Annotated in this window: 19 protein-coding genes; 12 read left to right on the top strand and 7 right to left on the bottom strand. The window is 43.9% G+C overall.

Translation table 11 applies throughout. From position 1 onward, the window contains the following. The coding region (locus NWE95_10385; protein ID MCW4004305.1) for a PQQ-like beta-propeller repeat protein at positions 1-1723 on the bottom strand (1723 nt) is incomplete at its 3' end. 193 nt (positions 1724-1916) lie between these two features. Between NWE95_10385 and NWE95_10380 the strand changes: the two genes are divergently transcribed. From NWE95_10380 to NWE95_10370, 3 genes are all read left to right on the top strand, one after another. Then, on the top strand, positions 1917-2741 hold the full coding sequence (locus NWE95_10380) for a hypothetical protein (protein ID MCW4004304.1): 825 nt from the start codon (positions 1917-1919) through the stop codon (positions 2739-2741). A 76-nt stretch (positions 2742-2817) separates the two neighbouring features. After that, positions 2818-3597 (top strand): DNA primase, encoded by a 780-nt coding sequence (locus NWE95_10375; GenBank protein ID MCW4004303.1) that lies wholly within the window; start codon positions 2818-2820, stop codon positions 3595-3597. A 195-nt stretch (positions 3598-3792) separates the two neighbouring features. Continuing rightward, positions 3793-5166: a dihydrolipoyl dehydrogenase gene (locus tag NWE95_10370; GenBank protein MCW4004302.1), complete on the top strand. Its 1374-nt coding sequence runs from the start codon at positions 3793-3795 to the stop codon at positions 5164-5166. A gap of 439 nt (positions 5167-5605) precedes the next feature. Here the strand turns inward: NWE95_10370 and NWE95_10365 are convergent, their stop codons facing one another. Continuing rightward, positions 5606-6151 (bottom strand): ribbon-helix-helix protein, CopG family, encoded by a 546-nt coding sequence (locus tag NWE95_10365; protein ID MCW4004301.1) that lies wholly within the window; start codon positions 6149-6151, stop codon positions 5606-5608. 240 nt (positions 6152-6391) lie between these two features. Here NWE95_10365 and NWE95_10360 point away from each other — a divergent pair, with 240 nt between their 5' ends. Together NWE95_10360 and NWE95_10355 are read left to right on the top strand one after the other, a co-directional pair. Beyond that, positions 6392-6676 (top strand): glutaredoxin family protein, encoded by a 285-nt coding sequence (locus NWE95_10360; GenBank protein MCW4004300.1) that lies wholly within the window; start codon positions 6392-6394, stop codon positions 6674-6676. After that, a complete protein-coding gene (locus NWE95_10355) occupies positions 6673-7227 on the top strand; it encodes a ferredoxin:glutaredoxin reductase (GenBank protein MCW4004299.1) in 555 nt (184 codons plus the stop codon). Before NWE95_10360 ends, NWE95_10355 begins: the two co-directional genes overlap by 4 nt. A 5-nt stretch (positions 7228-7232) precedes the next feature. Here the strand turns inward: NWE95_10355 and NWE95_10350 are convergent, their stop codons facing one another. Together NWE95_10350 and NWE95_10345 are read right to left on the bottom strand one after the other, a co-directional pair. Then, positions 7233-7382, bottom strand: coding sequence for a hypothetical protein (locus NWE95_10350; GenBank protein ID MCW4004298.1), 150 nt, complete (start codon positions 7380-7382; stop codon positions 7233-7235). Between the two features lie 61 nt (positions 7383-7443). Next, on the bottom strand, positions 7444-8937 hold the full coding sequence (locus NWE95_10345) for an NADH-quinone oxidoreductase subunit M (GenBank protein MCW4004297.1): 1494 nt from the start codon (positions 8935-8937) through the stop codon (positions 7444-7446). A gap of 437 nt (positions 8938-9374) precedes the next feature. Here NWE95_10345 and nth point away from each other — a divergent pair, with 437 nt between their 5' ends. Together nth and NWE95_10335 are read left to right on the top strand one after the other, a co-directional pair. Further along, positions 9375-10034 (top strand): endonuclease III, encoded by a 660-nt coding sequence (nth, locus tag NWE95_10340; GenBank protein MCW4004296.1) that lies wholly within the window; start codon positions 9375-9377, stop codon positions 10032-10034. A 57-nt stretch (positions 10035-10091) separates the two neighbouring features. Beyond that, positions 10092-10571, top strand: a complete 480-nt coding sequence (locus NWE95_10335; protein ID MCW4004295.1) for a redoxin domain-containing protein — start codon at positions 10092-10094, stop codon at positions 10569-10571. On the opposite strand, the gene NWE95_10330 is transcribed toward NWE95_10335, so the two are convergent. Together NWE95_10330 and guaA are read right to left on the bottom strand one after the other, a co-directional pair. Next, positions 10564-11169 carry a methyltransferase domain-containing protein gene (locus tag NWE95_10330; protein MCW4004294.1) on the bottom strand — a complete coding sequence of 202 codons (606 nt, stop codon included), beginning with the start codon at positions 11167-11169 and terminating at the stop codon, positions 10564-10566. The two genes, NWE95_10335 and NWE95_10330, sit on opposite strands and share 8 nt — an antisense overlap. Before the next feature lie 159 nt (positions 11170-11328). Continuing rightward, a complete protein-coding gene (gene guaA, locus NWE95_10325; protein ID MCW4004293.1) occupies positions 11329-12879 on the bottom strand; it encodes a glutamine-hydrolyzing GMP synthase in 1551 nt (516 codons plus the stop codon). 211 nt (positions 12880-13090) lie between these two features. On the opposite strand from guaA, the gene NWE95_10320 reads away from it, so the two are divergent. Both NWE95_10320 and NWE95_10315 read left to right on the top strand, forming a co-directional pair. Next, positions 13091-13534, top strand: a complete 444-nt coding sequence (locus tag NWE95_10320) for an Lrp/AsnC family transcriptional regulator (GenBank protein ID MCW4004292.1) — start codon at positions 13091-13093, stop codon at positions 13532-13534. Between the two features lie 291 nt (positions 13535-13825). Beyond that, positions 13826-14440, top strand: a complete 615-nt coding sequence (locus NWE95_10315; protein MCW4004291.1) for a 4Fe-4S dicluster domain-containing protein — start codon at positions 13826-13828, stop codon at positions 14438-14440. Positions 14441-14456: 16 nt separating this feature from the next. Here NWE95_10315 and NWE95_10310 read toward each other — a convergent pair whose 3' ends face one another. After that, positions 14457-15305 carry a histone deacetylase gene (locus NWE95_10310; protein MCW4004290.1) on the bottom strand — a complete coding sequence of 283 codons (849 nt, stop codon included), beginning with the start codon at positions 15303-15305 and terminating at the stop codon, positions 14457-14459. Between the two features lie 99 nt (positions 15306-15404). On the opposite strand from NWE95_10310, the gene NWE95_10305 reads away from it, so the two are divergent. The 3 genes from NWE95_10305 (at position 15405) to NWE95_10295 (ending at position 19152) form a co-directional block, all read left to right on the top strand. Beyond that, positions 15405-17354: an arginine--tRNA ligase gene (locus NWE95_10305; protein ID MCW4004289.1), complete on the top strand. Its 1950-nt coding sequence runs from the start codon at positions 15405-15407 to the stop codon at positions 17352-17354. Between the two features lie 311 nt (positions 17355-17665). Continuing rightward, positions 17666-18145: a hypothetical protein gene (locus NWE95_10300; protein ID MCW4004288.1), complete on the top strand. Its 480-nt coding sequence runs from the start codon at positions 17666-17668 to the stop codon at positions 18143-18145. Then, positions 18142-19152, top strand: coding sequence for a hypothetical protein (locus tag NWE95_10295; protein ID MCW4004287.1), 1011 nt, complete (start codon positions 18142-18144; stop codon positions 19150-19152). The genes NWE95_10300 and NWE95_10295 overlap by 4 nt, the downstream gene beginning before the upstream one ends. Positions 19153-19174 lie beyond the last annotated feature (22 nt).

The following is a 19174-nucleotide window of genomic DNA, read 5'->3' as shown; positions in this document are numbered from 1 at the left end:
ACGGGTAGATGCCATAGGGTGTGTCGTATCCGGCTGATCTTGGCTCAAGCGTCCATGCTATTTTTCCTGTTGCCAGGTCGATAGCGCTGACGTAGCCTCCGAAGTCCCAGATGTAGACTTTGTCATATGCGATTGCTGCGCCGCGTGCTAGTGTGCTAAGTCCGGTTCCTGGGAGTTTGACTGGTCCCCAAAGTTGCTTGCCGGTTGTTAGCGAGTAGCCGTATGCTTCGTTGGTGTCTTTGTCGTGTCGGACGTAGTAGTCGCCGCCTGTTGCCACAATGGGCACTTCATGGAATTCTGGCAGGGTGCGGTTTATTGGTCCCCAAAGCAGCGCGCCTGTCATTGCATCCATGCCTGCGTCAACAGCGTATCCGTTACCGAACTCGGTTGCGAACGTGGATAATCTTGCACCATAACTGCTTAGGAGTACTACTTTTAGTGTTCTTCCAGAAATGCCCAGTGCTGGGGTGATTGTGTTACCGTCAAGTGTTTTTGGAGTTGGGACTGACCATTGGTTGCCTCTTGTGTAGTTAATGTTGCCTGATGGACGAATGGTAACTGCTGATTCGCCGCCTAGGCATCGGGTTGAGTTCCACATTGTTAGGTTGCCGCTGCTGATTGAGTGTATGAGTACTGCGCCTTGTGCGTTGTCGTCGTTGTCGTCGACTAGTCCTGCGGCTGTTGTGCTGGCTACGTTGGTGATGTTTGCTATCAAGTAGCCGGTTACTGGGTCGAAGAGTTGCCAGAGGCTGGAGTTGTAGCTTGCAACTAGGAAGGCTTGGGTTCCGTATTCTTGTATGGTGTGGAACTGCATGACCATGCCAAAGTTTAGTGTGTCTTTGGTGTCTTTGTGCCATAACAGTTTGCCTGTGCGTAGGTCTACTGCGTTCCAGCCTGGTGTTTCAACGCTGGATGATGTTGTTGGCGTGTTGGTGTAGAGTTTGTAGTATATGACGCCGTTTAGGATGATTGGTTCGAATTGGCGGTAGAGGATTGAGGTTGAGGTGTATTGGCTTTCTTGGTCGCCGCTAACCGGCAAACCTGGCTGGCCGCCGAACGCTACTGGTTTGACCCACATTATGTGGGCTGAGTTTGGCGCTAGGCTGTATGGGTTGAAGTTGTTGCCTTGTGCGTCGTATCCGCCTGTGTCAGTGAATGATGGCTTGTAGAGTCCCCACCAGTTGCCGCCTAGTGCTGCCCACGCGAAGTTTGTTGAGTATATTGGGCGTGACCAGTACTCTGTGGGCAACGGCACGTATGGGAAGCCTGGTATTTTTTCTTCTTGTACTGTGAAGTATGCTGGTTCGCTGCTGGTTGGCAGGATGTATTCGCCGCTGACGAGTGTTTGTCCTGCGTAGAAGCCTTGCACTGTGTAGTTTCCAGTTGCGGTTGGCGTGAATTCTATTCCGCCTACGCCTCCGGTTGTGTCTCCTTTGTATGGTCCGAAGGTTTGGTTTGAGCCGTCTGGTTTTACGATGTTGACTGTTAAGCCAACGTAGACTTGGCTTGTGCCGTCGGGTAAGCGCGTGTTGGGTATTGGTTTTGTGAAGAATAGGCTGATGTATATGGTTTGGCCGACGCCTATTGGTGTTGGTTCAGCGTGTACTTTTAGGTACACGGGTACGTCTAGTGCTTGCGTGGTTGTTTGTGAAGCTTGCATTATTATTGGAACGGTTAAGATTACTGTTAGAGCTAACGCAATCAAAAGTTTCTTGTTTTGCATTTTTTTATTCTCCTGTTTTTTGTGAGTGCAAGAATGGGGGCAACGTAAGTTTAAGCGTTTGTAACAAGTGCCGCTTCTGACAAACGGTTGGCAAGCAGGAACCGCCAGTAACTGGTCTTGTCCATGTTTATTTTATCCCTTGATTCTTAATGTAAAAAATAACCGAGAAATATGGGAAAATATATAAAAAATAGTGCAATTTTTATTTTCTGAAAAGGGGAATAGCCAAACGCTTCAAAACGACAAAGTACTCGACGTACTAATTAAGTTGGGGCTCACCCAGTTGCAGGCTAAAACATACCTGACGCTTACTCAACTCGATAAAGCTGAAGTAAAAAAAATCGCCAGAACATCAGGCATAGCCCGCCAGGATATCTATCGTATAATGCCTACGCTTGAAAAATTAGGGCTTGTGGAAAAGATTGTGGCGAACCCCGTATTGTATAAGGCTGTGTCGCTAAAGGAGGGTACTTTGAGCCTTTTTGCAGAAAAAAGTTCTGAGCATGCGCAGTTGAAAGCAAGTTTAGAGATGCTTGGTGAAAGTAAGGAGAAAAGTGATAATACAGTAGTTCATGATGCTGAAACTGAGTTCGTGATTACTTCTGAGAGGAAGCGGCTTGTAAAAAAGTTCGAAAATGCTTTTTCTAAAGCCTCAACAGTTGATTTGATTTTTCCATCTAGGGGTTTGAATTTCATTGTCTTTAGCTTTTTCGATGCCTTTACAACTGCGGTTTCAAAAGGTGTTAAATTTAGGGTTGCAACGCAAAAAACTGAAGTTAGCCCAGCTATAATGCGTAAACTTAAAACTTTAATTGTGAATCCTTTATTTGAGCTAAAATTTGTTGACGCAAATATTGATTTTGGAATATGCATTTTTGACGATAAAGAGGTTGATGTTTGCATATCTGGCAAAGAAGCGGTGCCTAGCTTAGGAACTAATAATGAGCAACTGCTGAAGATGGCTAAATTATTTTTTGAAAACCATTGGAATTCTCAAGATTGTCTATTGCTATCTTAGGGTTTATTGCGCCCGCGGATTTTCTTTTTTCCATAAAGCATTTGGGTTGCATAAGGCTAACCTATAGTTGGTCTGCATGGTTCAATATACTTTGCCAGCTGGCATGCGATACGCTACTCTTGAGGAGCGGGAACAATTCTATAATCAAGAGTTTGCGCTTGAAAAAGTAGCTAAGTGGGTTGGGGACAAACTTGCGAATACAAGGTTTGCTGTCATCATCGGCAGACACACAGGGATTTACCCCTCAAAATACACGCAAGATGCCACAACCACCATCATAATCGATGAATACAAAGACGTAGAAGATGTGCGGCAGCAGATTCTTGAGTTCTTGCCTGAAGGAGTGTATTATGACCGCAACGTGTATGACAGCGCTGGGCGAATTGTGGGACAGGAACTTGCGTTTGACCTTGACCCTGAAAACATTACTTGCCCAATTCACGGCAGTTTGACGGACAAGATGAAGCATGGGCAGGGTTTGAGTTTTTGTGAGTTAGAGTTGAACATGGTTAAGCAGGAAGCCGTTGAACTTTTGGGTTTTTTGGAGGAGAGGTTTTCTGAGGTGAGAGCGGTTTATTCAGGCAGAGGCTTTCACTTGCACGTTTTTGACCATAAAGCTTACGCCTTTAGTGCTGAAGAAAGGCTGAGTTTAGCAAAACTGGTAAAGCAGGCGGGTTTTCATATTGATGAGTGGGTTACTTCTGGCGAGTTCCGTCTGATACGCCTCCCTTACAGTTTAAATGGCATGGTGTCAAGGATAGTGTTGCCGCTAACAAAACAGGAACTGGAAACTTTCGATGCCATCCATGATGAGCGGTGTTTGCCACGGTTTCTTGGCAAAGCTGTTACTTTTTGACTTCTTTAGCTTTCTTCTCTTTCTTGCCGTAATAATAGTAGGCTTTCTTTTTCTTTTCTTCCTCAGACTTTGATTTAGACAATAAAATCCCCAGAAAACAGTTATCTGGCGACCGCTTAAAAGATTTTTCCAAGATGTCGGTGTTGAAAAGTTTATTTGCGCTTATTCTAACTTTATTTGTAGCGTGGTTTGTTTATGGAGCAGTTTGATGTCATAGTTATCGGTTCAGGTTCAGGGATGCTTGTTGCTTCAGCAGCCATTGAACAAGGATTTAGAGTTGCTTTAGTTGAGCAGGGGAGAATGGGCGGCACTTGCATAAATGTAGGTTGTGTTCCCTCGAAGATGCTGATTTACCCAGCAGATGTTGCCGCCATCGCCAAAGAGGCAGGTAAACTAGGCATAAACGTCACTGTCAATTCTGTTGATTTTAGCAACATCATGAATAGGATGCATACGCTTGTGAACCATGATTCAGGACACCAAACTGCAGCTGTTCAAGCTACACCTGAGATGACTTGGTTTAAGGAAACAGGCGAGTTCATCTCCGATTATACCATGCAGATTGATGCAAACACGATTCGTGGCAAGATGGTTTTCATTGCTTCAGGTGCACGTGTTGCACTGCCGCCAATAAAGGGTATAGAAAACATTGATTATCTAACCAGCGACACGGTGCTTGAGCTCACATCACAACCCAAGAGCATCATAATCGTGGGCGGTAGCTACATTGGAATGGAATACGGACACTTCTTTTCTGCAATCGGCACCAAAACCACCGTAATCCAAAGACCCAGCCGCGTCATCCCTGAGGAGGAGCCAGAAATCTCAGAGCTTCTCAAGAGCGAGTTGGGCAGGCGCATGGATATTTACACGGGCTGGGAAGCTGTGGAAGCTAAACAGGATGGCGATATCAAAACTGTCGTTGCCAGAAACCGCCAAGACGGCACCGTGAAGGAATTTCACGCTGAAGCGCTTATGATTGCCACTGGCAGAGTGTCGAACGCGGATTTGCTGAAATCTGAAAAGACAGGGGTTAAGCTTGATGAGCGTGGCTTCATTAAAGTTAACGAATACTTAGAGACCAGCAAAAAGCACATTTACGCTTTCGGTGATGCTATAGGTAAGCAAATGTTCAAGCATGTTGCCAATTACGAGGCAGGCATAGTTTGGCATAACGCCAACCATGACCACAAGGTCAAGATGGATTACTTGGCAGCACCCCACGCCATCTTTACTCACCCGCAGGTTGCTTCTGTCGGCTTGAAGGAAGCGGAAGCGAAACAGCAAAAATACAAGATTCTAGTCGGCAAGGCGCAATACAAAGATACAGCTATGGGCGCGGCAATGGGATACGCAGAAGGCTTTGTTAAAGTTATCGTGGAAGCGGAAACGGGAAAAATTCTGGGATGCCACATCATCGGCGCTGAAGCATCAAACCTTATTCAAGAAGTCGTTAATGCTATGGTGACTGAAAAAGGAGATTTTGGTCCAATCGCAAGAGGCATGCACATCCACCCTGCATTGTCAGAAGTGGTACAGAACGCCTTCGGCAACCTTCAGCCAGCATAACGATAACAGCAACTTGCGATTGTTTGATTGATGTAAACGTTAAACTAAAACGGGAGATTTGTTAAACAAGCCAAAAGGCTTTCATGGATTGAAGTTTATTATTGGCTGACGTTTTCTCTTTTTCTCCTTGATAGTGTGTATTCTGCGAAGGAGAACCCTAGCGAGCCTACGCCTAAAACAACTATTATGAGAGCTGTAAGGTCCAAGGACTTTTTTCCCTCCTTATTCTTCTTTTAGGGCTGATTCTAGCCAGCCTTTGGCTGTTTTTGCGGCATACTTTTCGAATCTTATGAGTTCTTCACACATTTTTCATCACTTGTTTTTGGTTAGCAATATGTTCAGTATAATATAAAGTTAGTTAAGATTTGTTCATAAAAATTAGGAAGTTCTGGATAAATTTTAAGAATATACAGCTAAAATGTGAACAAACACTATTTATTTATAATAAAGTTTTAAATGTGACCCTCAATTTAGTCAAGTTTTCTTTTATCTCAGCCTTAACACCCATAGCCGCAAAGTATTCTTCAAGGAAAATCCTGATGAAATCCTTTGAAAGCTCCGAAACTAAAACTAGCGTAAAATCCTTACTGCCATTTTTTGTTAAGCGGAAGAAGTTGCATGCCTCCAGTCGTTCCAGCAGTTCTTCTGGCGAGTGCACTTTAGTTTTTAGTTGTTCCCAGTGTGCACGTGCTACTTGTTTGTGCTCGCTCCAAAATTTTTCCTTTTCAGGCGAGGATGAAATGAGGCGTAGAAACATGAGCCAGTGGTCAATATCCACGATTACATGTTCACCAGTTAACATCATGTCCATGTAGGCGTGAATTTTTTTCGTCACGGCGGGGTCTTCGAAGTCCTTGTTTTGGCTATAGAATTTGATAGCGCGGCGCATTATTTCGCTTTGAGAAGCCTGAGCGTCTGTGCTCATTTTTTCAAGTAACTGCGCTGTTGTTTTGTCGAATGCCACGGTTATTCTTGTGGGGTTCATATTTTTTTCCTCGCGTGATTGACAGTCTTTCTGATAAAGAGAAATAATATAAACATTACTATAGCCAAATAGCATTTTACTGTCCGAATATCTACATATTAGAGTAAATATTGAACAATAGTTCAAATAAAATACGTCATTTGTCACTCCCCACCCGCACTATCCACATAGAAAAAGCCAGTAAAGCCAAAATCTAAACAGTTATATGCGCCAAAAAACTAAAACATTTACTGTGAGAGTATGCAGTTCTCAAAAGTTTCTGGCAAAAAAAACAACCACAAAGTCACCCTCTACGCGCTGAGCACATGCGTCTGGTGCAAACTAACCAAACAGTACCTAAACGACAACAGCATCGAATATGAATACGTTGATGTCGACCTTCTTGGAGAAGACGACAAAAGCAAAGTCCATCAAGCTATCCTGAGTAAAGGCGGAAGCTTAAGCTATCCCACAACTATAGTCGATGACCAAAAAGTCATAACAGGATTCCGAAAAGACCAACTCAAAGAGGCACTCGAACTTTGACCAGCATAGAGCAGGTGCGCAAGAGAGCTGAAGCTGACGCAAAAACTTACGGATACTACCTGACGCCTCAAGCTGAACTTTTACAGATGTTCCTCGAAGGCTTAAAAACAAACGAAGAACGCTACGGCTACCCCTCATGTCCCTGCCGATTAGCCACAGGCAACTTTGAAATAGACCGCGACATCATCTGTCCCTGCGATTACCGCGACCCAGATGTTGCTGAGTTCGGAGCCTGTTACTGCCGTCTATACGTTAACAAAGCCGTTTACGAGAGCCAAAACTTGCCTGATGTACCTGAACGTCGCCCCCTAGAAAAACAAGGGAGAGCATACGGCACACCTATGCAAACAAAGCCTGCGGAAACCGCGCAAGAAACAGTGCCTTCTCAGCCAAAACAGCAGAAGTCTACAGAGGTTAAAAAGAAGTTATGGTACTGCAAACAGTGTGGCTACGTGGTTTTCCGTGAAGACCCGCCGTATGTTTGCCCAATATGCAAAGCTAAGCGTGAAATGTTCGCTGAAATAGAAAGCGCTGTGGAATTCAACGGTTGATTAGCTCATTTTTCTATTTCTATAACGATTTTTTCCCAGTTCTCTTTGATTCCTCGCAGGGAACTTACAGCGCCCATTATGGTTCCGCTTAAGATTTGTTCGACAAACTCATTTAATGGGATTTCTTTTCCATCAACTTTAAGTTTCAAAGTCAAATATAGCACCTAAAATATGGTTTAAGTCTAAAAGAGTAAAAAGGTTTTGCGTCAGCGCCTCTCAGATGAACACGACTGTTTTTATCATGTCTAAAAAGAACGCTGGGTATATGCCGATGATTACTGTGATAACGGTTAGCAGTACGATGCCTGCTACCATGAACTTTGGAACCTCGAGGCGTTTCTCTTCGGTTTTTGATTGACCAAAGAATACATTAGTTATGAACCTGAGTGCATACCCCAATGAAAGCACCGTAGCTATCAACATTAATGCAGTTGCGATGATGTAAAAGCTGCTTCCTGTGGCTGTGATTACTTGGAATGCGCCTATGAAAATTAGGACTTCACTGATGAAGCAGGCAAAGGGCGGTGTACCTGCCAAGCTAAGCGCTGCTATTATGGATGAAACGGCAGTCGTAGGCATCTTTGCGGCGAAACCGCCCATTTCACGTAGGTCTCGGCTTGCTAGGCGGTAGGTTATAGCTCCTGCCGTGAGGAAAAACAAACCTTTGCTTATGCCATGAGTTATGATGTGTAGCACTGTTCCACTAACAGCCATCGGGTTCGGGAACAATGAGAAGCCGAACATTAGGTAGCCCATGTGTGATATGCTTGAGTAAGCCATTACTCTTTTGATGTCAGTTTCTCTCATTGCGAGAAAAGAGCCGAAGAATGCAGAAATGATGCCTAAAACACTCAATCCCTGCAGAAAAGCAGTAGCGAAAACAGCACTGTTCGTTAATAGTGCAGGAAGCACCGTGCCAAGTGAGATTCTAATGATGGCGTATGCTCCAGCACTGGTTAAAACTCCGCTCAACAAAGCAGACATCGGCGCAGGAGCCTCTGCATACGCGTCAGGTAACCACAAGTGTAGAGGAACAATCGCCATTTTAACAGCGAAACCAGCAGTTACGGCTATCAGCACCCATTTAACGAGTTCAGCGTCAGCATTCATTAATGCCGATGCCGCTTGGAACATGTCTAGGCTGCCTGTGAGCATGAAGATGCCGCCTATGCCTAGGATTATAAATACTGCACCTGCGTGAGTGTAGATGAAAAATTTGAATGCGGTTTTGTAGGAGTCCTTGTAACCCCAGTTACCCAAGATGAAGTATGCTGGAACAATCATAAGTTCCCAAAAGAAGTAGAATAACAGCAGGTTTTCAGCCATGAAAACTCCGACTAAACCCACCATAAGCAGTGTCATTAGCGCGTAATATGTTGAGAGGTTCTTTTTGCCCTCCATGTAGTTTATCGAATAAATGACCGCAGCCAAAATTATTACAAGTGTCATAATAATCATTGATAAGCTAATGCCATCAACGAACAATGTGAAGGACGAGTTTAAAACAACTGGAATCCAAAAGTATTCTTCTGTGTAGATGTGGTCTGGACCGAGAACAGCCGGCACAGTGGTTAAAATCAACGCTAAATCCAGCAGAGCGATTACTGTTATTGCTATGGCGGCTGCCTTGTTAGATTTCTTTCCAGCTAAGAAAACGAATGGAAAACCTAAAGCTGGAATCAACAGTGACGCTAGGAGAGTGAAACCCATCTCTGTGCACGACCCTTAATGGTGTAATTGTTCTTTAATAAAAAACTATAGGAAACCGTTTTAATTTTTCCATCCGAAAGCTTGCTTTAGGTTAATTTTGCTCTTGCTTCTTTCTTCTCTTGAGCGCGTACTCAACGAATGAAAAAGCTAAAGAACCTGCGCCTAAGACGCTCAGAATAATTATGTTGAAGTCAAACATTTTTTGGTGCCTCTTCATTTTTTAATTTTAGGGGTGCTTGGAGCACAGTACAATATAAGGTTATTTGAGGACAAATCATGATTCTTATATAAGCGATGATTAATTTTTTGGGTGCTTTATGTTGTTTTTTTATAGTTGTTGAAAGAAAGGGGTTTTTCAGTTAACTTTTAAGTATTTTGCGAGTCTTGCAATTATTTAATTAGTAAGCATTCAATTCACTGTTTCTAGGAGAGGTATCTTGAAGAGACCAGAAATTTATCTCGAGCCGCAACAGAGAGCCACAAAAGTGATTGAGCTACTAGAAAAACAGTATCCAGATGCTAAAACTGCCCTCCATTATTCCAATCCGCTCGAAATGCTTGTAGCAACGATGCTTTCAGCACAAACCACTGACCAAAGAGTAAACATTGTAACGCAAACACTGTTCAAGAAGTACCGCACGGCTGAGGACTACGCGAACGCTGATTTAAAAGTGTTAGAACAGGACATTCGCTCAACAGGCTTCTACCATAACAAAGCCAGAAACCTCAAAAAATGCTGTCAACTCCTCGTTGAGAAATTCAACTCAAAAGTTCCCAATACAATGGAAAGGTTGCTGGAGCTTCCCGGCGTCGCGCGGAAAACCGCTAACATCGTTCTCTACAATGCTTATGGCAAGATTGTAGGCATAGCGGTGGATACTCATGTTCGCAGGCTCTCGCAACGGCTCGGATTGACGCAGCAAGAAGATCAAGACAAGATTGAGCAAGACCTAATGCAGATTACTCCCAAAGAGAAGTGGATGGAACTCACTGACTTGCTGATTTTCCATGGCAGGCAAGTCTGCATAGCAAAAAAACCGCAATGTGAGGCATGCGTTTTAAGCAAGATTTGTCCTTCTGCTTTTACCTTTGGCTAAACATTACCCATTTATACGAGCGCTTCCTTTTTCTTGCTTAGTGAGGGCACGGTTTTCATGAACAAACCAATTAAAGTTGGAGATAAAGCACCAAGTTTCACTTTACCTGATACTGAATTAAAACATAGAAGTCTAGAAGAATTTTTTGGGCAAAAAACAGTCTTAGCTTTTTTTGTCGGTGCTTTTACGGCAACTTGTACAAAAGAAGCCTGCGCTTTCCGAGATTCAATGGCACGACTCATCAACCTGAACGCTCAAGTGGTTGGAATAAGCGTAAATGACCCGTTCTCCAACAAGGCATTTGCAGAAAAAAACAGGCTGCCATTTCCCATTCTCAGCGATTACAGACGTGAAGTCACTCAAAAGTATGGTCTTGAATCAACCGATTTCGCTGGACTCAGCGGCTACACAGTTGCTAAACGGTCAATTTTTATCCTCGACAGTGGGGGTATTGTTCGTTACATGTGGGTTTCAGATGACCCAAACGTTGAGCCTAACTATGAGGAAATCCAGAAAGCCTTAGAACAAATCAAGTAGGCGAACGTTTCTTCATGAGTACTGTATAGAAAAATCGAATGACGCCATCGCCTTCCAAAGAAGGATAATGCCGAAATTCACCCAGTTCAAAGTATTTAGAGAACAAATCAATCAGTTGTTGTTTAGTAAAGTGGTTCCATCGTGGGCCGTTCCTGTAACTAAAACAAGTAAGCATGTATGCGCCACCGTTCACAAGAACGCGGTGAATCCCAGTTATGAATTTGACGCGGTCTGCAACTTCTACGTGGTGAAAACAGCCCATGTCAAACACAAAAACGAATTCTTCATCATTAAAGGATAAATCAATAAAGCTCTCAACCAAAAAATTGACGCTAACATTTTCTTGTTGCGCTTTTTTCTTTGCCATCCCTATCGCGGTTGCTGAAATGTCTATGCCAGTTACGTCAAAGCCGTTTTTGGCAAGGTAAAAAGTGTTGGTTCCAACGCCACAACAGGTATCTAAGGCTTTGCCCTTTGGAATCAGCCCGCCCTCGATATATTCAACCAGTATTGGTCTCGGTTTGCCCAGTTCCCATCCTAATTCTTCAAGTGGGTACTTACGGTAGTACTCATCCCACTCCGCATAATCAGCACACATAAAAATCACTCTAAAATATCGTTTACATAAATTTTAACTATACTCCAAATTTAAACAGAGCATATTTGGAGCATATTAGAAACTCTATGCAGAAACCTATAGGGGTAGGCGCAAATTGGCGCTTTTTCAAACCAATAGCATGTTAAAACAGCGAAGTGACTATTCCCACTCGATTGTTCCAGGCGGCTTATGTGTAATGTCGTAAACTACACGTGTAACCTGCGGTATCTCGTTAGTTATTCGTGTCGAAATCTTTTCCAAGACTGGGTAGGGTATCTTGGCAAAACTAGCGGTCATTGCTTCGCGGCTCTCCATTGTTCTTACGGCTACCACATACCCATATGCGCGGGCGTCGCCTTTGACGCCTGTGGCTTTTGTGTCTGTTACTACTGCGAAGTATTGCCAAAGGTCTTCAGTCAAATTTCCCTGCTCAATCTCTTCGCGAACGATTTTGTCAGCTTTCTTTGCGATTTGTACCTTCTCCTCAGTCAACTCGCCGATAATCCTAACGGCTAGACCTGGGCCTGGGAACGGCTGTCTGTTAACGATTTCTGGTGGTAAATCAAGCATTCGGGCGACTTTGCGTACTTCGTCCTTATAGAGGTCTCTTAGGGGCTCGAGGATTTTTTTGAACTTTATCTTTTCGGGAAGCCCTGCGACGTTGTGGTGGCTTTTTATTGTTGCGGAGTTTTTTCTGAATCCTGATTCAATTCGGTCTGGGTAGATGGTGCCTTGAATTAAGTAGGGGGCGCCTGTTTCGTTGGCTATTTCTTCGAAAACTCGGATGAATTCTTCGCCTATGACTTTGCGTTTCTGTTCTGGCTCATCTATGCCTTTTAATTTTTTCATGAAACGTTCTTGTGCGTTGGCTACGATGAAGTTGATGGGGAACTTTTGGAAAGCATCCCTTATTGCTTCAGGTTCGCCTTCCCGCATGAAACCATGGTCAACGAATACTGCGGTTAACTTGTCGCCGAGCGCTTTAGCTGCCAGTGCAGTAGCTACGCTTGAGTCTATTCCGCCGCTTAAGCCAATTATGGCGCGGTCTCCGCCTGTTTCCGTTTGTAGCTCTTTTATCATTTTTCCGATGAGGTCTTCCATTTGCCAGTTAGCTTGGCATTTACAGACTTGGAAGATGAAGTTTTGGAGCATACGCATGCCGTTTTCAGTGTGTATGACTTCTGGATGCCATTGCAAACCGTAGATTGGTTTTGTCTTGTGTCTGAAGGCTGCAACTGGACAGTTTTCTGTGTGCGCTAATGCTTCATAGTCTGGTGGAGGCGTGAATACTGTGTCACCGTGGCTCATCCAAACTTTTTCTTTTTCCTTTAACCCTTCCAGCACGCCGACTGGCTTATCGATGGCTACTTGGGCGATGCCGTACTCCTTGCAGGTTGCGGGTTCAACTTTACCGTTGGTTAACTGCGCTATGAGTTGAAGCCCGTAGCATAAGCCCAGAATCGGCAGATTCACCTCTAAAATGCGTGGATTAAGTTTTGGTGCATTTGGCTCGTAAACGCTTGCGGGTCCACCTGAGAGGATTAAGCCTTTAACATTAAATTTCTCTTTTAGCGCCTCTATTTCTTGGGGTGAGATGTCGTGAGGTACGATTTCTGAGTAGACGCCGTGTTCTCTGATTCTTCTGCCGATGAGGTGGCAGTATTGTCCTCCGAAGTCAAGGACTAGTATGGTGTCATATTTAGTTTGCATCTTAGTGGCTCAAACTATTGGGGTTTGAGCTTCTAATTTAAGATTGCTATCTATTTGCTGTCAAAAGTAATGGAAAATAATCTTTGAAGCGCGTTTTACTGTTCTCTAATTGGTGCTTAAGACTAAACTTTTATTAACTTAATCGTCTGAATATCAAAAGTACGTTTCGAAAAAGCGTGTTTAGCTGAAAAAACGTGCAAGGGATGCAGTTATGGAACTCAATCAAACAGATGTTAAAATACTAAAAAGCCTCCTAGAAGACGCTAGGTTTTCAAGTAGACAAATAGCCAAGAACGTTGGCGTTTCCGTCGGCACAGTCTTGTCTAGAATTAAAAAGATGGAAGAAGAGGGCTTAATCAAAGGCTACTCAGTCATATTAGACCATGAACGGCTCGGTTACCAGTTGACAGTGCTCACCGAAATAACTGTCTCGAAGGGCAGGCTGGTTGAAACAGAAAGTGAGATAGCAAAAATCCCAAATGTCTGCGGGGTCTACGATGTCACAGGCTTAACGGACGCCATCATAATCGCCAAATTCAAAAGCCGAGAAGACCTTGGAGTTTTCACCAAAAAACTGCTCGCGCTACCATACATTGAACGCACCAACACACATGTCGTGCTAACCACAGTAAAAGAAAACTTCCGCCTGCTCTAACCTTTTAGCCTTATCTTGCCGCATAAAAAACTGGCAAATTAAAGTCTTCCTTTTTATAGTGGGATAGGGTCTATGGCAAAGCAACAATTCTTTACGTTTATAGTATATATAAGGGGGTATAGTTTTCCCCAAGCAAAAGATTCACCAGCCTAGAAAAGCCTAAAAAAGCTCAAAAAAGACCTAAATTGCATTTTCAAATGTTTCTTGTAAAAAAGAGTGGTTTTCTTAAGTAACGGTTAAAAGCCAATAATGTACAGACTATAGTTAACTTCAAAGGTTGGTTACAGAAAAATGCCTGCTAAAAATCCACAAAGAAAATTCGTATCCGTTGACCCCAGCAAATGCACAGGCTGCGGAATCTGCGAATACGCCTGTACACTAGAAAAAGGCGAAGCCGTCTGGAACCCAATCCGCTCCAGAATCCGAGTAGTCCGCATGACACCACTCTTCAACTTCGCCCTAACATGCCGAGCATGCGACGACGCAAAATGCGTAAAAGCATGCCCAGAAAAAGCCCTCTCCCAATCAGAAACCACAGGACTCCTAATTATAGACGACAAAAAATGCAAAGGATGCGACTGGTGCGTACAAGCCTGCGAACACGGCGGAATCACCATCCACAGCGACACAGGCAAAGCCATCGCATGTGACCTCTGCCAAGGCGAACCAAAATGCAAAGAAGCATGCCCAGAAGAAGCACTAGACCTAATCACATCAGACGAGGAAGCAGAAAAACGCTTCAGCGACGCACTCCAACAACTACCAGCAAAAACCGAAGAACTAACAACTACCGTCAAAAACAGAGACTGGAAACCGCTCCTAGCAGCAGCCGAAAAACGCTCTGAAAAAGTCACAGAAAAACTCGAAATGCTAAACAAGAAGGCAATGGCTAAAAAACAAAAATAACCCCTTCTTATCCCAACTACAAGTTTTCTTCGTAACCCCTCAAGAGGGCATCAATATCCAACCCAACGTTCTCTCCAACATAACCACCTTCCAAAACAAAGAACGCTGGTTTTCTAAGCAACGCCACACGTTTACCAATTTCAAAGAAATCCTGATTAACCAAACCCAAAGTCGCCAAATCACCCTTGTGCGTATCAAGACCAACCGAAACTGCAACAACCTCAAACTTTGCCAAATCAACCATGCCTAAAGCCTTATCAAGTGTTTCCAAATACCGTTTTCCACCACAATCCCAAGGCAACGGAAAATTGAAACAGTTTCCCTCGCTAGACAAGCCAGTGCCAGGATAATTCGGCATCTGATGAAGCGAAACATAAGCAACTTTTTCATCACCAAAAAAAACCTCCTGCGTCCCATTGCCATGATGACCATCAACATCCAAAATTAAAGCAGACTTACCCAACACCTTAACTGCTATAGCAATGTTGTTGAGGTAACAGAACCCTCGAGAGTGAATGCCCATAGCAGCACCACGCCTGCCGACATGGTGTCCTGGTGGTCGCATAAGCGAAAAACCTCCAATTTTGCTGGCTAAAAGTGCACCACCAACTGAGTGCCTAGCAAACTCAAAAATGTTATCGTAAGCAGGAGTGTCAGAATCCTCGACCAAGCCCTTCTTTAGGTTCCAAAGATAATCCGTGTCATGAACGCTAAGCAGTTCCTCTTCGCTTGCTGGCTGTGGCTCCAAAAACTCGTAACCTTTCTCTTTTAGGATTTTCTGAGCAGTTTTTACCCGCTGTGGCCCTTCAATATGCCATGTGCCGTAGCCTAAACATTTTTCTGAATAGATTATCTTTGTCTTCATCGTGTCTGCATCCAGTACACAGATAAATACGCATTCACATTAAAAACATAACCCAACCAAAACTAAGCTTCCAAGGAAGTAAACGGAGAAAAAACCATCATGGTTTCAAACAACCCCTTTGACCAGTTCCGCCAAGAGTGCCAAACCGCACTAGCAAAAGCGCTAAAGAAGGCACTGCCCGAAATCAAGCAACCACCCATCACGCTCAATAAGACACCGAACATCGAGTTTGGGCAACTTGCGTCATCAATCTGCTTTGAGTTGGCAAAGAAACTAAACCAAAAACCGCTCGCAATTGCCCAACACCTAGTTGACGCTACAGACAAAAAACGCTTTGACCTCATCGAAAAAGTTGAGCCAGCAGGAGCAGGATACATCAACTTTTACGTGAACTTCCCCAAGTTTTCCGAACTAACATTGGAATCGGTTAAGCAGTTGGGGGTTGATTATGGCTTTGTCAAAACTTCTCAGCCAAAGAAATTCATCGTGGAACACACAAGCGTCAACCCCCTGCATCCCATTCATATTGGGCAAGCTAGAAATCCCATGCTTGGTGATGCTTTAGCACGGATTTTGGAGTATCGGGGGCACAGTGTTTCTCGGCATTACTACATTGATGATGTTGGCAGGCAATCTTCGGTTGTTGCTTATGGGTATGCAAAGTTGGGTAAGCCTAAGCCGACTGAGAAGGCTGATCTGTTTGTGGGCAAGATTTACACGGTTACATGTTGCTTGGTTGAGATTAACAGGCTCAAGAAGGTGCGTGAACTGGCGATTGCTGTGCGTTCCGCTGATGATTTGGCGAAGACTAATAAGGAAATTGACGAGTGGATGTCGATTGCCGCTGAACTCAAAGAAAAGTATCCTGTGCTCTTTGAGGCTTTGATGGCAAAAATCAGCGAAGACGAGAACCCTGAAGAAGAAATTAATCGCCTAAACCGTGCTTACGAGGACGGTGAACCCAACGCCAAACAGTTAATTCGCGAAGTCAGCGACTTGTGCTTGGAAGGTTTTAGGCAAACCATGAGCCGTGTTGGAGTGAAGTATGATTCGTGGGATTGGGAGAGCGATTTTGTGTGGAGCACTCAGGTTAACGAGGTTTTAGCCAGATTGAAGGCTTCATCGTTTGTCCACAGCCAGAAGGACGTTTTGGAGTTTGACGCGGAAAAGGTTGTGCGAACGCTGAATTTGCGGTCTAAGCTGGGTTTGAGCGAGAACCACGAGGTTCCACCGTTGACGCTTATGCGGGCAGACGGCACCACCTTGTACACTACACGTGATATCGCTTATACGCTGTGGAAGTTTAAACATGCTCAAAAAGTTGTTAATGTGATTGGGATGGAGCAATCGCTGGCGCAGTTGCAGCTTAAGCTGGCTTTGTATGCTTTGGGTTATGATGAGTATGCGGAGAATTTTGTGCATTTCGCTTACAACTTGGTTACGTTGCCGGGTTACAAGATGAGTAGTCGCAGGGGACACTACATTACGTTTGATGAGGTTTTGGATGAAGCAGTTAGTCGGGCTTATGATGAGGTTTCAAAGCGTTCGCCCATGCTCTCGGAAGAGGAGAAGCGTAAAATCGCTGATTTCGTTGGGTTAGGTGCAGTGCGTTACGCGCTTGTGGATGTGGACTCTTCCAAACAGGTGGTTTTCACTTGGGACCGCGTGTTGAATTTTGAAACTAACAGTGCACCGTACGTTCAGTATACTCATGCGAGGGCATGCAGTATTTTGCGTAAAGCTGCGCGTGAACCTGAAACGGCAGAGTTCGGGTTGTTGTCTGAGAAGCTTGAGCGGGAACTGGTATTGATGCTTGCGGGTTTCCCTGACATGTTTGTTGAAGCCACTGAATACCTAAAGCCTAACATGATTGCGGATTACGCTAACGCTTTAGCTGACAAATTCAACACTTTCTACAATGCGTTTCCTGTGATTAAGGCTGATTCGCAAGAACTCAGTGATGCGCGGATTGCTTTAACTAAAGCCATACAGATTGTCATGCACAACGCTTTGAACTTGATTGGTGTGGTTGCGCCAGAAAAAATGTAGCTTGTTGAGCTTGAGGTGCAATTTAGGTCTTTTTTGAACCTTTTTAGTCTATTTTAGGGCATTGGTGAATGTGTTGTTTGGGGAAAACTATACCCCTCTTATTTATACTATAGCTGGGTGCTATGTGTGTGTGAAGGTGCAGAGGGGGGGTAGGTGCTGTATATACGTCTGTATATACGGTTGTATATACGACTAAGGCAAGTTTTGTTGCTTTGCGGTAGACCCTGTCCCTCTATAAAAATGGGGAAGTAGGGAAATTTGCGTAAATTTTAAATGCTTGTAAATAGATAGTTGTTTACAGGTGAACTTGGTTGCCGAACTATTCAGTTTCCTCGCCTCTGAGCCAAAGCCAAAAAGCAGTCTGGGCACTAATAAGCAAAGGCTTATCCGTCACCAAAATAGCCGACAAACTAAAAACCACCCGCCAATACGTCAACCAAACCCGCTTAACCGCCCAAGCCAAACTGTCAAGCACGCTTCTAGAAGTTGCAGAGGTAAATGACCTGCGAGTCACAAAACTGTATCCAAAACAAGCCATACTCCTCGGCTATCACCCAGCACTAAAAAAGAAAGCCATCATAACCTACACCACAAGCCACGGCTTAAAAGTCTGGTACTGGCACGACAACCCCCAAGAAGTCACCGACACAGCATTCCTAAACCAGACAAGACAGTACCTAATCGACATAGCCCGCGAAAGAGGCATAGAAACAGAGAACTCCCAGAATATTCATCCAGCAAAACTAGCGCACATGATTTTCAAAAAGCTGATTCCGGAGATTGAACCATGAATTTACCAAGAGGTTTTGAAGAACGATCTCGTGGCTGGCTTCCTGAGGAACCGAAAACATCAAAAAGAAAGCTCAAACGCATATGCGCGTCGGTAGCAGTTTTGCTTTCAACTGCAGTATTATTATCCTTATTCTCTTCAGCCTTCTTTGTGCAGTTGATGACCCCCTCAGCGCTGATTGTACCGCCTTATACATATGCAAGTGCGAGCAGCCCTTTTTCTACTTGCGTGAAGTTTAAATCAGTTCTCTCCCATGGAGGGGGATACTCGATAATAGATGGCGTTCGCCAAGAACTTGAGCCGATGATACACATTATCTTTACCAATGGAAGTAGCACAAATAGCAGAGAGTTGGAAATGACTTTTTCTACGACTACACTAATCGATAATGAGTGCAAAGTCCACTTAGCCTTTAAGGGTGACAATTTTTTCTATGAAACGACAATGAATGGTAAAATGTCTGATGGTAAGTTAACAATAAACTCAACGCCATCAATATTCATGATTGACCCTGAACTGCTTGTTACAGAAAAGGAAATTCAATTAGGCGAAACAGCCGATTGGAGGCTTATTGGAAACGTATCTGACCGAAGGAAGTTACCGACAGCCATAGACGATTATAGAGTTCAAGTAGTGAGTGTGGAATTGTGTCATTCGACAGAAAACGTTCCAAAAGACTGGTTGAGGCTAACTTTGGGCTATGACCCTGATACAGGTTTACTCACATACGCTGCTGGTACACTTAGCGATATACTTCTGTCTGAAATTGGGGTGAAGTTGATCATCAGCAGCATGTTTCAAATGGTTTCTTACTCAGAAAATTTGAACCTACAGTTAATAAAACCGCCATTAATCTCGAGTGGTTTCATCTTTTTCATGTTGCTCATTTCTCTACCTGTTGCGACAGCCATTATAGCGGTTATTGTTTTTACATCCCGAAGAAAGAGAACTCCAGCTTCTATGAAGCCCACAGTAAGGCGTGTTCTAATTTATCCAGAAAAAAGGTGAATAAGCATAAGCTCACAAGTTT

It is taken from the genome of Candidatus Bathyarchaeota archaeon (genome assembly GCA_026014725.1).
In the GTDB taxonomy this organism is placed as follows: Archaea; Thermoproteota; Bathyarchaeia; order Bathyarchaeales; family Bathycorpusculaceae; genus Bathycorpusculum.
This window is presented reverse-complemented; position numbering and strand designations above follow the sequence as displayed.